The sequence below is a fragment of the Bernardetia sp. ABR2-2B genome (genome assembly GCF_037126435.1).
GTDB lineage: Bacteria > Bacteroidota > Bacteroidia > Cytophagales > Bernardetiaceae > Bernardetia.
In genome coordinates this window covers 755,637-770,820 of the sequence record NZ_CP147020.1, presented here as the reverse complement: position 1 = coordinate 770,820, position 15,184 = coordinate 755,637, and the positions used below count along the sequence as shown (strand labels likewise).

The window sequence follows — 15,184 nt, the reverse complement described above, 5'->3', positions numbered from 1 at the left end:
TACTTTTAATTTATTAATCTATATTTTCTTTATCAGATAATACATAATCAGAAGGAACAACAGCCGTTTTATTTCTTGCGAGGCACAGGAGGAGATTTGTTTGTCAATACTGCCAGTATGCCAATCGATGAAAAACAAAGAACTAATGTTTTGAAATTAAGCAAGATGGAATAGATTTAGAGTAGTTTTTATTCTTAAAATCACAAAAAAGCCTTTACAAATCGTAAAGGCTTTTTTGTGTAGCATACTATTTAGACCACAAGTTTTATTGAATAATCAATTGTTTTGTATATACTTTTCCTTGAGAAACAATCTGAACAACATAAACCCCTGCACTTATTTTTGGAAGTGTAATAGGAGTAGTTTTTTGATTCATAGAAATTTCTTTGCTATAAATTGTTCTACCAAGTGCATCTACCAAAACAAGGTTTGTTTTTTGGTTGGTAGTTGTTGCAAATTCTACTTTAAACGAACCATTATTTGGATTTGGATAGATAGAAAATACTTTTGCAGACTCTTCTTCAATTCCAGTTTGTACATCAAAAGTAAAAGTCTTTTCTTCTGTTTCAAACTCACAGCCTGAAAGGTAAGTTGCCTTTGCTTTGTAATTTCCACTTTCAGTAGGTTGAACCGTTCTCTGATTATTGAAACCAGCAACTTCACTTCCATCTTTAAACCAAACTACTGAAACAATAGAATCAGAAGATGAAACGGTAATTGTTTTATCTAAAGAATTTTCTCTGTTTATTGTAATTGTTGCTGTTGGAGCTTGTGCTTCTGTAATTTCTACTTCATTTGATTCTGATTTGCAATTTTCTGCTGTTGTAATTTCTACTTTGTATGTTCCGATTTCAGAAGTTACTAAAGTAGATGAATCATTCAGAATAGCTGTTCCATTTCTAAACCAACTATAAATAGAACCTGTATTTTCTGTAACAGAAAGTGTAGTTTCTTCACTCGGACAAATTTCTGTTTTATCAGTAGAAAGAACAGCCGTAGGTAAGTCTGCAATTGTAACGGCAATACTTGTGCTATCCGAACACGAAGGCTGACTAGTTTTCAAGGTATAAGTTCCAGATTTTGAAACAGAAATTGATGTTCCGTTTCCAATATCAGTTCCATTTAGAGACCATGTATAAGTTACATTTGCGCTCGTATCTTGTGCATTTAGTATTCCATTTCCACAGAAAATAACTGTATTTCCTTGTTCGATTTGTGCTGTCGGAGCATTGACAAAAGCAGTTTGTGTAATTTCTGATTCTGCACGACAACCATCTTTTTCAATCCTTACAGTATATTTTCCTTCAATAGAAACACTCAGCGTTCTTTCTGTTCCTACTTGGATATTATCTCTAAACCAAAGATAAGAAGCATTTTCTACTTCATTAGCCGAAAGGGCAAACGCACGAGTACATGACTCAAGCAAACTTCCTTGCTCAATAATTGCCTCAAAAACTTCTTTTATTGGAACAACAACTTCTAGCCTTTCACTCTCTAAATTATTTATAATAACAGAAATATAAAAAGTAGTTGTGTCATTCAAAGCAGGAGTTTGAATCGTTGCATTATCCGTTTCTAAAATTGGGTTTGTAGCATCTTGAGAATCATAAACACGATATACAGCTCCACTACTTCGCACTTCAATAACTCCGCTTTCTCCTTTACAAGCAGCTTCTAAAGAGAACAGAGTTGGCGTTGATGGAATTGTACGTACTTGAACGGTGTTTGAAGTAGCTGTATTATTTCCACAAATCGCTTTTATGAAATACGTATATTGTGTACTTGAACTAACTAATGAATCAATAAATGATAATTGAGAAGCAACGACAGTTTGTAGTAATTGATTATTTCTATAAATCTCATAATTGATTGCATTCGTATTTGCTGGAGTTGTCCAAGAAAGTTTTACTCTTGTTGCAGAAAGTGTTTCTGCTGTCAGATTGGTTGGCAACTGACAATCTGCAATTGGAGTTCCATCAGATGGATTACAGTTTGGTAAAATATCTACCACTGTATTTTTGACTGTATTTGTGATAATCGGTGCGTTCGTATCAAAATAAATATAGGATTTGTTTTCAATACGTGCAGTGTCCAAACGACCTGTATCTTGTTCAGAAACCTCAAAAATAACATAACCTTGACTTAACTCTGGACTAGAAGTGCTATCAGGAAGATTAATATTATCAAATTTAAAATTAATAACATTATTATTTGCTGTTGTATCAACCACCATCGGATGGCTACTTCCAACAACTCTTAAAGAACTTCTATCTAACAAATTACTCAACGAGTCTACAATATTTACATTCAAAGCAGGTGCGTTTCCTGTGTTTTGGAAACGAATCGTATAAGTCAGAGGCAAATCTGAACGCTGCGTAAATTTCTCATCACAGACTCCTTGTGGATAGACTTGTTTGTCGTTAGGGTCGTAAGAGTTTACGATTGGGAAGCAGTATTGTTTTAAGTTATTCAAACGAGTAAGGTCATTTACTTCAGGGGTAATATGTCCTGAAAAACAAACTTCATCGCCAATATTTAAGCTAATATTTGGAGTTACAGAAATTCTTACCACAAAATTTCTATCATAACTTAAATCTGTTACATCCCAAAATAGATTATTTCCCACAATTCTATCTGGTGTGATAGAAGCAGAATTGTAAGCTACTGTAGAAGGCAAAGTTACCTTTAGCTCACCCGATTTTGGCGCACAAGAATAGTTATTAGCCAAAACAGTAATCGTAGTAGGAATAGCAGGACGGAAAACGCCTCCCACAATATTGACATTAAAATCATAAATAGAAGAAGTAGGACGGATTTCAACAGGCTGAATGACTACATTGCCTGCTCTATCAGTAACTCGTAGTTGAAGATTTCTAAGTGGATTACCACAATATAAAGTTACACTATCTCTTCCACTATGATTAAAAACCACAGAAATATCTGTAGAATCAGTACAATTATCACTCAATGTCGTAATGAAATAATTTGCAGGAACAACAGCTTGGTTGCTCGCTCCAAAATGAACAGGAACAATGCGTGTGGTAAAGATTGGAGGAATAGTGTCTTTCACATGAATAACCGTAGAAGAAGTATCTGTATTTCCACTATTATCTGTAACTCGTAAAATCACATTTTGAATAGAATCCAAACAAGAAAAAGAACGAGTAGCAAATCCTGTATCATCATAAAGATAAGAAGCAATTGTATTACCACAACCTGCTGAACTAATACTATCCAACAAAACAGCGTTCACGTCAATCTGCCCAGTAGCATCTAAATAAGCTGTATAGTTTGTTTTACTAACTGCATTTAGCAATGATAAAGCAGTTACTAAAAGTTCTAGCCTTTCATTATTACAACCTACAATAGAATCAAAGGCATAGAAATAAGTAGAATCTTGGGTCAGAACTGGAGTAGTAAAACGAGTTCCTGTATGAATAGGAGTTGTACTCGTAGGAGAATCGTACCAATAGACTGTTCCATTTCCACTAACTTCTAAAACAGTAGTATCATTCAAACATACTCCATACTGATTTTGAGGTGGCGTCATGTTTTCCATTGATGAAGTAGTAACCAATATAGGCAATCTATTACTCACTCCACAGCCAACTACTGAATCTTGAACATAAAAATAAGTAGAATCTTGTGTCAGAGGTGGTGTAACAAAACTACTTCCTGTGTGAATAGAAACAGGGTTTGTAGGGGAATCATACCAAGTTACTACTCCATTTCCATCTACTTCAAGAGTAGTAGGTGTATTTGGACACAAATCAAATTGATTTTGTGGTAAGGTAATATTATTTACTGAAGCTCCAATTGTTGAATCACCTGTAATTGTCCAGTTGTGAGATGAAATGAGTATATTACGTGCTGATTCACTATTACAGTAATTAAGCCCAGTAGCTCCTAGTCTTACATCTATTTGTACATTTTGCGAAGCCCAACCTATAAGTGTAGAATCATAGTTAAGCGTATTTAGTCTAGTATTACTTAGCATCGCTCCCATTGAGGTAACATTACTAATATTCCAGTTTCCAATGTTTTGATTAAAAGAACTTGCTCTAACAAACATCTCACTCATATTGGTTACACTTTGAGTATTCCAGTTTCCAATGTTTTGATTAAAAGAACTTGCTCCCCGAAACATACCAATCATATCTCTTACATTATCTGTATTCCAATTTCCGATAGGTTGGTTAAAAGAAGTAGCCTCAAAAAACATACGACTCATATTTCTTACACTACTAGTATTCCAACTCCCAATAGGTTGATTAAAAGAAATAGCATCCATAAACATACTATTCATACTTGCTACATTCTCTGTGTTCCAATTTCCAATGGGTTGATTAAAAGAAGTAGCATCCAAAAACATATATGTCATATCTCTTACATCCTCTGTGTTCCAATTTCCAATGGGTTGATTAAAAGAACTAGCTTTATAAAACATATAACTCATATCAGTTACCCTTTGAGTATTCCAGTTATCAATAGGTTGATTAAAAGAACTAGCATACTCAAATACCCCAAACATATTTGTGATATTACTCGTATTCCAGTTTCCAATATCGGCATTAAATACAGAACAGTTTTTGAACATTCGTTTTAGATTACTTACTCTAGAAAGATTTGGAACATCAGTAGCATTGTAAATAAGGTTGGAACAACCGAAAAAAGCATTTTCCATACTCCTCCAAGCTATATTCCCCCATGCTTCTATAGTTTGTAGTTTACTTTTGTTATTGCTATCATTGTTCATGTGAAAATGAGGGAAACTTCCTGTAATAGCTACTTCATAAGTATCTCCGTTTCTAAGTCCTGTAATAGTATATTGCCCTCTTCTTCTAGTAATAGAACCGTCTCCTACTCCTATATTACTCAAATTTGTCCAAGTGACATTATAATTGTATATGCCACTAGACCTATTCGTAGGAATTTTTATTGTACCATCAGTTGTTACCCAAGTAGTACGAAAGGCTTGTGCATTTGCTGTTGTTGTACTAAAAAAGAATAATGTAAAAAGCAGAGAGAAACCAAATAGTATAGTTTTGATTTGGTTTCTAAAATTAGAATATGATTTTGTCATCAAAGAAATTCAATTACGAATTATGAAATCAATAATTACTGTTCTTGGGATTGAGAATGTAATTTATAATTATAAATAATTCTGTGTAGAAATATAATAAATAGTAATAGAGGGGATTTGCTGCTGCAAAGGTACTTTTTTTTGATAAAAAAAGAAACTGTTTCAAAATAAAATAAAATTTGCATAGGCTAAATTATTCTAATAATACAATTTTATCATAGAGAATCAACTTCTAAAATATTTTTCTTTGATGTATTTTAATTACTTTTGCAAAATGAAAAAACAGGAGTTTTTTATGCCTTATAACAGACTTCAAATATAAAAGAAATAGTGTTTTGCATTTGAATTTTATATCTTATCAAACTTTTCAAAAGGTTTTATTAAAAATTGATGTCTTTTGCTTCAACAAAATATAAAACCAATACAAAAAAAAATAACACACACACATTTTATTAATACGAACAATGGATTTTATAAAACTTATTGAAGTACGCTCAGAATTAGGAGCAGGAACACGAGGAGCGAGTTTGGGAGTAGATGCCCTCAAAACAGCTTGTTTAGACAAAGGAAGCGATTATTTTATTCGTTTTGATATTGCAGAAGTAGAAACTGAAAATGATGCGCTTTTCGAACCTACACCTTACGAACATGCAAAATATATCGATGCTGTCTATAAAGTAGAACGTAGAACATGCGATGCCGTAAGAGATGCCATTGAAGACGGTTATTTTCCTCTAATTTTGGCTGGTGACCACTCCACAGCAGCAGGTTCGATAGCAGGAATAAAACTAGCATATCCTAACAAAAGAATTGGTGCAATTTGGATAGATGCACATGCAGACTTACATTCTCCTTACACTAGTCCGTCTGGAAATATACACGGAATGCCACTAGCTATTGCCACAGGAGAAGACAACAAACAATCTCGTAAGAATACTCCTCATGATGACACTGTAAAATGGTGGAACAAACTCAAGCACGTAGGAGGAGATGGACAAAATATTCTGCCAAATGATATTGTTTTTGTAGCTGTTAGAGATGTAGAAGAGGAAGAAAGGTTTTTAATGAACAAATACGGCATTCGTAATTTCCCTACTGCAGAAGTAAGAAATAAGGGTGTAGAGCAGATTGTAGAAGAGGTTTTGGATAAGCTTAAAGACTGTGATTTGATTTATATCTCATTTGATGTAGATAGTCTTGACCCAAATATATCAGAAGGAACAGGAACGCCCGTTGAGAATGGACTTAGTGTAGAACAAGCAAAACAGCTCAACTCTCTTTTGATAAGTAATGATAAAGTTTGTGCTTGGGAAATGGTAGAGGTAAATCCTACCTTAGATAGAGAAAATGCAATGGCAGAAGAAGCATTTGATATTTTGGAATATGTAACAGATATACTTGCCGAATCAAGAGAAAATTCTACTCGCCTAAAACTAGATACACAACATCCACGTAATCCAGCCAAATTAGAAGGCTATTTCAGAACGATTGCAGAGGAAATTATGGAAGAAGAAGAGTAAATAAATGATGATGCAAAATTCATAAGGGAATAAAAAAAATCCATTAGAAAAATAAATTTCTAATGGATTTTTATATGAATAAATTTCTTTTGCAACTAAGCAAATGAAATTATTATGCTTCTGCCTCTTCTTCTGCGCCTTCTTCTTCTGTACCTTCTGCGCCACCACCTGTACGAAGCGTACGAGGGATAGTAACAGTAGCAATAGAAACTAAAGGATTGTTCATGATTTCGTATTCACGTTCTCCAATTTCAGAAAGTTTGATAGATTTTCCTAAGTCTAGTTTTTCAACATTTACTTCGATATTATCAGGAAGATTAGCTGGTAATGCTTTCACTTTAAGTTTACGCATTTTCAAAACCATACGACCACCTTTTTGCTCACCCAAAGAACGACCAATAAGTTTTACAGGAACGTCGATTTTTACAGCTTTATCTTCTTTCATAGAAAGAAAATCAACATGCATCATTACATCACTTACTGGATGTGTTTGATAATCTTGAACAATAGCATTAAAAATATCACCTTCGATATTCAATACAACTGTATGTACTTTTGATGTATAAATCAAATCACGAAATAAGATATTTGGCACATAAAAGTGTTTGTTATCTTCTCCTGTTCCGTACAAAACACAAGGAACATATCCTTCTAAACGTAATAAATGAGCAGCTTTTGCTCCCATTTGATTTTCTTTTCGGTAATAACCGATGATTTCTAAAGATTTCATTTTTTGTATAAATTAAAATGCCTAAAGACGATTGCCGACCGTCTAATAAAAATAAAGATGCAAAATTGCGCTTTTTTTATCAGATAAGCAATTTTATTAAGACTTAATTTTAGAATATAAGTAATTATATAACAAAACCCACGATTTTAATCGTGGGAAAAGAGTCGCAAAACGATAGAAAGTATCCCTAGTGTTGTCCCATAACTAAAGTTATGGGTTTTATTCTAGATAAACACTCAATAATAACTTACAAGTGATTTTACTCAATTACTTATCTAAATTAAAATGAATTTTTTGACTTATAGTTACTGCCATATCAAATTATTATTCAATCTACTTTGCACTTCTACTATATTTTCATCTCATTATTCCTTATTTTTGCAATCTAACTCTGACTAGAACATCAAAACAAACTATAAAATTGCGTACAGAAATAAATACACTTGGCGAATTTGGACTTATCGAACGTATAGCGTCTAACTTTCCACTACAAAAAAACACTTCTAAAAAAGGAATTGCAGATGATGCTGCTGTCATAGAAATAGAAAAAGACAAACAACTTTTAGTTTCTACTGATATGCTTGTTGAAGGTATTCATTTTGATTTATCTTATACTCCTTTAAAGCACTTAGGTTACAAAGCTGTTTCGGTAAATATATCTGATATTGCTGCCATGAACGGGATTCCTCATCAAATTACGGTCAGCCTTGCACTTAGCAATCGTTTTTCTGTGGAGGCAGTAGATGAGTTTTATGAAGGAGTAAAGTTTGCTTGTCAGGATTACGGAATTGATTTGGTTGGAGGCGATACAACAAGTTCTCCAAAAGGATTAGTAATTTCTATTACTGCACTAGGACAAGCCAAACCAGAAAAAATTATTTATAGAAACACAGCTCAAAAAGGAGATGTTTTGTGCGTTACAGGCGATTTGGGAGCTGCCTTTGTAGGTTTGCAAATTTTGGAAAGAGAGAAACGAGTGTTTATAGATGCGCCAGAAGCACAGCCAAAATTAGATAATGTAGAACACGTAGTAGAAAGACAATTGAAGCCAAAAGCTCGTATGGACATTATTTATGAGCTAGAAGAAAAGGGCATTTTACCTACTTCGATGATGGATATTTCGGATGGATTGGCTTCTGAAATTCATCATATTTGTCACCAGTCTAAAGTAGGTGCAATGATTTATGAAAAAAATATTCCTATTGACGAGCAAACAGCCGTAACAGCAGCCGAAGAATTAAAGCTTAGTCCTCTAACTTGTGCCTTGAATGGTGGCGAAGATTATGAACTCTTATTTACTATCAAACAAGAAGATTTAGAAAAAATAGAAAAAATAGTAGATGTTCATTTGATTGGTTATATTCACGAAGCCGAAAAAGGTGTAAAAGTAGCTATGAATTCAGAACAATTGATGGATATAAAAGCACAAGGCTGGAATCATTTTGATGAGAATGAATAATTAATTTTTAATGATAAATTATTAGTTATAAATTGTAAATTAATTGCATTTTTATAATTGACAGTAGTTTAGGAAAAGACGTGTCTTTTCTCCTACAAAATTCTTAATTGTATTTGTATTACTTCTAAAATCTAACTTCATACTTCTAACTTTATTCACATGTCTGTTGCTAACTCTTCCTCTGCCAAACGTATCACTACGCACTCGTTGCAGGAAATGAAAAATAAAAATGAAAAAATCTCTATGCTTACGGCATACGATTTTTCGATGGCTCAAATTCTTGATGCTGCTAATATTGATGTTCTTTTAGTAGGTGATTCTGCTTCAAATGTTATGGCAGGACACGAAACAACTCTCCCAATCACACTTGACCAAATGATTTATCATGCTTCTAGTGTGGTTCGTGGTGTTAGTCGTGCGCTTGTAGTGGTAGATATTCCTTTTGGTTCATATCAAGGAAATTCTCGTCAAGCTCTTGATTCTGCCATTCGAATTATGAAAGAATCGGGCGCACATGCTGTCAAAATGGAAGGTGGCGAAGAAATCAAGGAATCTATTATGCGTGTTCTTTCGGCAGGTGTTCCTGTGATGGGACATTTAGGGCTTACACCTCAATCGATTTATAAATTTGGAACTTATACCGTTCGTGCAAAAGAAGAAACAGAAGCTGCAAAGCTAATTGAAGATGCCAAAATCTTACAAGAATGTGGTTGTTTTGCTATTGTTTTAGAAAAAATACCTTCTAAACTTGCTGAAAAAGTAGCCAAATCAGTTGATATTCCAATTATCGGAATTGGTGCTGGTGGTAGTGTGGACGGACAAGTCTTGGTTTCTCATGATTTATTAGGAATTACAAAAGAATTTAACCCTCGTTTTTTACGTCGTTATGCTGATTTGAATGAAGTTATGCAAAAGGCAGTTGAGGAATATATTAAAGATGTTAAGAATGAGAGTTTTCCTTCTAAAGATGAAAGCTATTAGGTTATACTGCTCTAGATTTTGAAAAGAGTTGGTGGTTAAACCCTAAGGGTCTTCAAGAGCCTTAGGGTTTCGAAGTGCCAAACAGATTCTAAAAACTTTCGTAACACTCCAAACTTTTGTACCTTTGCGCTTTCAAATTCTAAAAAAATAGATATTTATTTATATAAACAAGAAAAATAGATTATGGGATTACGTTGTGGAATCGTCGGTTTGCCAAATGTTGGTAAATCTACTCTTTTTAATGCTTTATCTAGCGCAAAGGCAGAATCTGCTAATTATCCATTTTGTACGATTGAGCCAAATGTAGGTATCGTAACTGTTCCTGATGAGCGTATTGCATCTTTAGAAGATTTAGTAAACCCAGAAAGAACAGTTCCAGCAATCATTGAGTTTGTTGATATTGCAGGTCTTGTACGTGGAGCAAGTAAGGGCGAAGGATTAGGTAATCAGTTTTTGGCTAATATTAGAGAAGTAGATGCCATTGCTCACGTAGTTCGTTGTTTTGAAGATGATAATGTTATTCATGTAGATGGAAAAGTAAATCCAGTTTCTGACAAAGAAACAATTGATATTGAGCTACAACTGAAAGATTTAGAAACGGTAGAAAAACGTCTTGTTCGTATCGGAAAGGCTGCTCGTACGGGAGATAAAACAGCAAAGAAAGAGTTTGAAGCCTTCGAAAAAGTAAGATTGCATTTAGAACAAGGAAAAAATCTTCGTTCTCTAGTTTTGGAAGATAGCGAAAGAGTAATTGTAGATGAAGCCTTCTTACTTACTCAAAAACCTGTAATTTATGTAGCTAATGTAGATGAAAAATCTATTCATACAGGAAATGCTCTTGTAGAACAGCTTAAAGAATCTGTAAAAGACGAAAATGCAGAGGTAGTTATGGTGTGTGCTTCCATAGAATCACAGATTGCAGAACTTGAAGACCAAGAAGAAAAAGACATGTTTTTAGAAGAATATGAACTTAAAGAGTCTGGACTTAATAAACTTATTCGTAGCGCATATTCTATCCTAAATTTGATTACTTATTTCACAGCTGGTGTAAAAGAAGTAAGAGCTTGGACTATCGAAAGAGGCTGGAAAGCTCCAAAGGCTGCAAGTGTTATTCATACTGATTTTGAGCGTGGCTTTATTCGTGCAGAAGTTATCAAGTTAGATAATTATGTAAAATATAGAACAGAAGTAGCACTCAAAGAAGCAGGAAAATTAGCTGTTGAAGGAAAAGAATATGTTGTGGAAGATGGTGATGTAATGCACTTTAGGTTTAATGTTTAATAAATTAGGTTTATAAAATCTATCTTTCAAAATTCTGCTTTCTTGTTTAGAGAGCAGAATTTTTTGTTTAATTTCTTTTTAAAATTCAAAAAGGCAACTTTTTTGCACTCTTTAGAGTAAAAATAAATATAATCCTATCTTAAAATTACTTTAATTATTTATTTACCCTAATGAAATCAAAATATCGGTCAAAATATCGGTCAAAGTATTGTTCAAGTAGTCAATCAAAAAATATATCAACAACAGACAGTAAAATAATCTATTCTTTTACTAGAGGAATTCATTTCCTTCTTATTTTGAGTGGGTTTTTGTTTATGGCATCTTCTTGCAAACCATCCGTTAAAAAATATACAGAAAATGCACGTCAGTTGATGTTAGAGGGTAAATTTGAAGAAGCAATTCCTATTCTAAATACAGCTATCAAGAAAAACTCTAGTAGTCATGAAGCCTACAATTTGCGTGGTGCTGCTTATTTGGAGCTTGATAGATTTGAGAAAGCAAAGAAAGATTTGGATAAGGCTATAAAGTTGCATAAAAAAGATTATCGATATTTTTATAATCGTGCAAAGACTGAAAAAATACTCAAAAAATATGAAGCTGCCATAGAAGATTATAACAAAGCTATCTCATTGAATGAACATGTTGCAAATATGTATTTGGAAAGAGGAGAACTTTTTTTAGTTCTGAATAAAGGAGATAAATCAATAGAAGATTTGGATAAGGCTGTTATGCTTAACTCTTCTGAAAAGATGGCATATTTCAATCGTGCAGAGGCACATTATTTACTTCACGAGCTTAAAGCTGCTATCATAGATTTGGAAAAATGTGTTCGCTTAGATGAAAAGTTTGGAAAGGGACATTATCGTTTGGCTCAAATTGCTTTAGAAATGAATCAAAATAGAGCAAATAGAGATATTTGTTTGCATCTTAGGGCAGCGATAAGTGGAGGGTGTCCAGAAGCCGAGCCATTGATAAATAAAGTGTGTAGATAATTATAGACTCATTTTCATTTGATATAAATCAAAACCTTTTGCCCAAAAATCTTTTTCTACTTTTTCTAATTCAAAACCTGCCTTTTGATAAAATTTATAGGCTAATTGACTTGTCCTGACCACAATCAGTTTGATATTTTGTTTTTTGATATGATTGATTCGATGTAAAAGAAGACACTTGCCAATTCCTTGCCCTTGAAAGTTGGGGTGAATAATATCCCACGACATACGAGCTAAAGCAGTAGGTTCATCAAGAAAATAATTAACTCCACCACAACCAATAATTTTCTTGGTAGTTTTGCTCTCTACTACAAAATAATCCTCTTTGTATTTCTCAAGATATTCTATAAAATCTTTTTCTTCAGATTCTTCAAAATAAGTAGGGATATTCAGCTTGATTAATTCTATAAGCTCTTGTTTGTCAGATTTTTGATAAGCTCTGATTTGAGTTTCTTCGTTTTGCTTTTTCAATAATTTACTAAATTTTACTTTATAAAATTAGATTATTTATTTGGTTTTCTAAGCGTTGTATCTTTCTTTGTAGCTTTGATATTATATGTTTCTTTTTGGTCATAATAGTTGTCACTTATTATTGAATCTTTTTTAATTTTAGAAGAATCTTTCTTTCCGATACCACGAATTGTAGAAACAAACTTTTCAGAAGGTGTAGAAACTTTTAGCTGATGACGGTCAGAAAAAAGAACAAAGAAAAATTTCAAAAAGACAAACAAGCCCACAAAAATAATTGTAGGAAGCAAGACAACCAAAATTTTAGAGTTTGCTATGTATCTGAAAAATTGTACCATTAAATAGGCTGTATTAATTATATTAAGTATAACAAAAATTAAAATCTAATTCAAGACTTTTTCTAATTTTGATGCAGCTTCAAAAAGCAGACTTTCACTATTTGGAAGACAACACAGCATCACAGAAGTAGGCAAACCCGTCTTTCTATCTCTATGCTTCCAAGCAGGAATTGTAATAGAAGGCAAATTCATAACATTAGTAAAAATCATAGGAGAAAAAATATTAGGAACGAGAGGCGACATATCTATTTGGATAGTCTGATTATGTTTTAAGGCAATATCTCCAGAAGTTGGAAGTAATAAAACTCCTTTTCGTCCTATTTTTTTATGCAATTCTTCTTTTTCTTGTTTATAAAATTGAATTAGTTTTTCTAGGTCTTTATCCGATGGCTCTAAAAACTTAGAAGCCAAAAGTACAGAATAAATTTCTTTTGAAACTGTCTTTTCTCCTATTACCCTTCTCAAAGACTCTACAAAAACCGAAATACCGACATCTTTATCGTTTCTTAACCAATTTTTCAAACCTAATTTCATTGCCTTAATCATCATCTTCCCAAAATTCCAATGGATTTTGCCAATGTTGTTTATTTCTAAGTTTCTAGGTGTCATTCCTTCATTCAAAAGGCTTTGTTTGGCGTGAATCAAAACCTCTTTTATCGTTTCATTTCTTATTTCAGAATCAAAATCTGTACTTATAAGAAGTTCTGCATTGTCCAAGTTGTTACTAACTAAATTATCATCTAAGGCTTTGTCAGCAATTACTTCATAGACTAGCTTTGCATCTCTGACTGTGTGCGTTATAGGACCTACTGCCAACCAGTCATTCAAATACCAATCTTCTCTTTCTACAAAAGGAAAAACTCCTTTCTTACTTACTGCTGTTCCAGAAGGCTTAAAACCCACCAAACCACAACAATGAGCAGGATAACGAATAGAACCACCTACATCTGTTCCGATTCCGATAACCGAACCACCAGAAGCAATCAAAGCACTTTCTCCACCCGACGAACCACCAGGGATATAGTCTTCTAAGTAGGGATGGTTAGTTACTCCAAAACGTGGACTTCTTGTTTCGTGTCCAAAACTAAACTCTGGCGTATTGGTACGAGCAATAATAATTGCGCCTTCTTTTTTTAATCGTTGAACAACTAAAGCATCTGCTTTTGCTATTTGAACTGGCATTCGTATCGAACCTCCTGTTACTTCTTCTCCTTCTACCCCTATTGATTCTTTAAGTGAAATAGGAATGCCTTCTAATTTTCCTATTTTTTTAGTCTGTTTCTTCTCTGTACTTTTTTTTGCTTCTTCTAAGGCTTCTTTTGCAAAAAGCTGTGTCATTGCATTTAGTCTTTCGTGGTTATCAGCAATACTTCTCAATGATTTTTCTACTACATCAAGAGAAGTTGTTTTTCCTTCTTTGAAGTTTTTTAAAAGGGACGTTGCATCAGAAAATTCATCTGTATCTATCGGACGAGTGAAGTTGTAGTCTTTCATAAGTAGTTATATTTGTTTGTAAGCCTTAGATATAAAGAGAAGTTGAAGAATTTTGTTTTGGAATCAACTATGAAAAATGGTTTTATGTAAATATGAGTATTCTTAAAAAACTGTATTAATAATTTATTATTCTTCCAAAAAAACAGAAATTTTGTTGCTCAGATTATTCTCTTCAAAGTATTCTTGAAGTTGTTTTATTTCTGAAATAGTATTTCTTTCCTTTTTTATTCTAAATCTCTTTATTTTCCCATTCATCAGAAACATTATTGTTGAAACATTTTTTTTATCATTTGAAGAATAAAAAAATTCTAGCTCTTCTATTTTTGATAAAAAAAAGAACTTTTTGTTCAAAAATGATGATATAACTAATTCAAAACTACTAATTTTTAATCTTTTATTAGATTGAAAATAATGATAAATTATGGGAGTAAGTGTTATAAAAGACAGAAAAATCCAAAACATCGTTATCATCTTATTAATGAGAAGAAATACTATTGGTTTTATAGATAGAAATTGGATTAAAACAGATACTATTATTACGAGTATTATATTAGAATTTGCAGCAATTTTAAATTTATATTCTTCTTCTTTCTTTACTTCAATTTCCCTAACAATACGCTGTTTTATAGGAATCTCTTTTAAAGTAAAAGGTTGATTACAATGACTATGAGCCATATAATTCCAAGAATCCAGCAAAAAAGCAGACTTACACGCCTCACAAATTACGATTTCATTTCCTTCGATAATTTTATCTCCAGTAATGGGGTCGTTTCGCTCTTCTTCTAAAAAACTTTTGTGTTTTTTGTTTCTGCTTGTAAGTCTGTGAGAATGAATCATT

The 15,184-nt window shown here is 32.9% G+C and carries 11 protein-coding genes; 5 read left to right on the top strand and 6 right to left on the bottom strand.

Annotation, left to right across the window (positions count from 1 at the left end):
• Positions 1 to 265 precede the first annotated feature (265 nt).
• A complete protein-coding gene (locus tag WAF17_RS03320) occupies positions 266 to 5,083 on the bottom strand; it encodes a BspA family leucine-rich repeat surface protein (protein ID WP_338766207.1) in 4,818 nt (1,605 codons plus the stop codon).
• Positions 5,084 to 5,547: 464 nt separating this feature from the next.
• On the opposite strand from WAF17_RS03320, the gene rocF reads away from it, so the two are divergent.
• Positions 5,548 to 6,603 (top strand): arginase, encoded by a 1,056-nt coding sequence (rocF, locus tag WAF17_RS03315; protein ID WP_338766204.1) that lies wholly within the window; start codon positions 5,548 to 5,550, stop codon positions 6,601 to 6,603.
• Positions 6,604 to 6,715: 112 nt separating this feature from the next.
• Here the strand turns inward: rocF and WAF17_RS03310 are convergent, their stop codons facing one another.
• Positions 6,716 to 7,333: a 50S ribosomal protein L25 gene (locus tag WAF17_RS03310; protein WP_338766201.1), complete on the bottom strand. Its 618-nt coding sequence runs from the start codon at positions 7,331 to 7,333 to the stop codon at positions 6,716 to 6,718.
• A 421-nt stretch (positions 7,334 to 7,754) separates the two neighbouring features.
• Between WAF17_RS03310 and thiL the strand changes: the two genes are divergently transcribed.
• The 4 genes from thiL to WAF17_RS03290 all read left to right on the top strand — a co-directional run bounded on the left by thiL (position 7,755) and on the right by WAF17_RS03290 (position 12,046).
• Positions 7,755 to 8,792, top strand: a complete 1,038-nt coding sequence (gene thiL, locus WAF17_RS03305; RefSeq protein ID WP_338766198.1) for a thiamine-phosphate kinase — start codon at positions 7,755 to 7,757, stop codon at positions 8,790 to 8,792.
• A 159-nt stretch (positions 8,793 to 8,951) separates the two neighbouring features.
• Positions 8,952 to 9,773, top strand: coding sequence for a 3-methyl-2-oxobutanoate hydroxymethyltransferase (panB, locus tag WAF17_RS03300; protein ID WP_338766196.1), 822 nt, complete (start codon positions 8,952 to 8,954; stop codon positions 9,771 to 9,773).
• Between the two features lie 183 nt (positions 9,774 to 9,956).
• Complete coding sequence (gene ychF / locus WAF17_RS03295; protein ID WP_338766193.1) at positions 9,957 to 11,054, top strand: redox-regulated ATPase YchF; 1,098 nt, start codon at positions 9,957 to 9,959, stop codon at positions 11,052 to 11,054.
• 314 nt (positions 11,055 to 11,368) lie between these two features.
• Positions 11,369 to 12,046, top strand: coding sequence for a tetratricopeptide repeat protein (locus WAF17_RS03290; protein WP_338766190.1), 678 nt, complete (start codon positions 11,369 to 11,371; stop codon positions 12,044 to 12,046).
• Here WAF17_RS03290 and WAF17_RS03285 read toward each other — a convergent pair whose 3' ends face one another.
• From WAF17_RS03285 to WAF17_RS03270, 4 genes are all read right to left on the bottom strand, one after another.
• The gene (locus WAF17_RS03285) at positions 12,047 to 12,517 is read right to left on the bottom strand and encodes a GNAT family N-acetyltransferase (RefSeq protein WP_338766187.1); all 471 of its coding nucleotides are present in this window, start codon (positions 12,515 to 12,517) and stop codon (positions 12,047 to 12,049) included.
• Between the two features lie 32 nt (positions 12,518 to 12,549).
• The gene (locus WAF17_RS03280) at positions 12,550 to 12,852 is read right to left on the bottom strand and encodes a hypothetical protein (RefSeq protein ID WP_338766184.1); all 303 of its coding nucleotides are present in this window, start codon (positions 12,850 to 12,852) and stop codon (positions 12,550 to 12,552) included.
• A 45-nt stretch (positions 12,853 to 12,897) separates the two neighbouring features.
• Positions 12,898 to 14,346 carry an amidase gene (locus WAF17_RS03275; protein ID WP_338766181.1) on the bottom strand — a complete coding sequence of 483 codons (1,449 nt, stop codon included), beginning with the start codon at positions 14,344 to 14,346 and terminating at the stop codon, positions 12,898 to 12,900.
• 126 nt (positions 14,347 to 14,472) lie between these two features.
• The gene (locus WAF17_RS03270; protein WP_338766178.1) at positions 14,473 to 15,183 is read right to left on the bottom strand and encodes a hypothetical protein; all 711 of its coding nucleotides are present in this window, start codon (positions 15,181 to 15,183) and stop codon (positions 14,473 to 14,475) included.
• Position 15,184 lies beyond the last annotated feature (1 nt).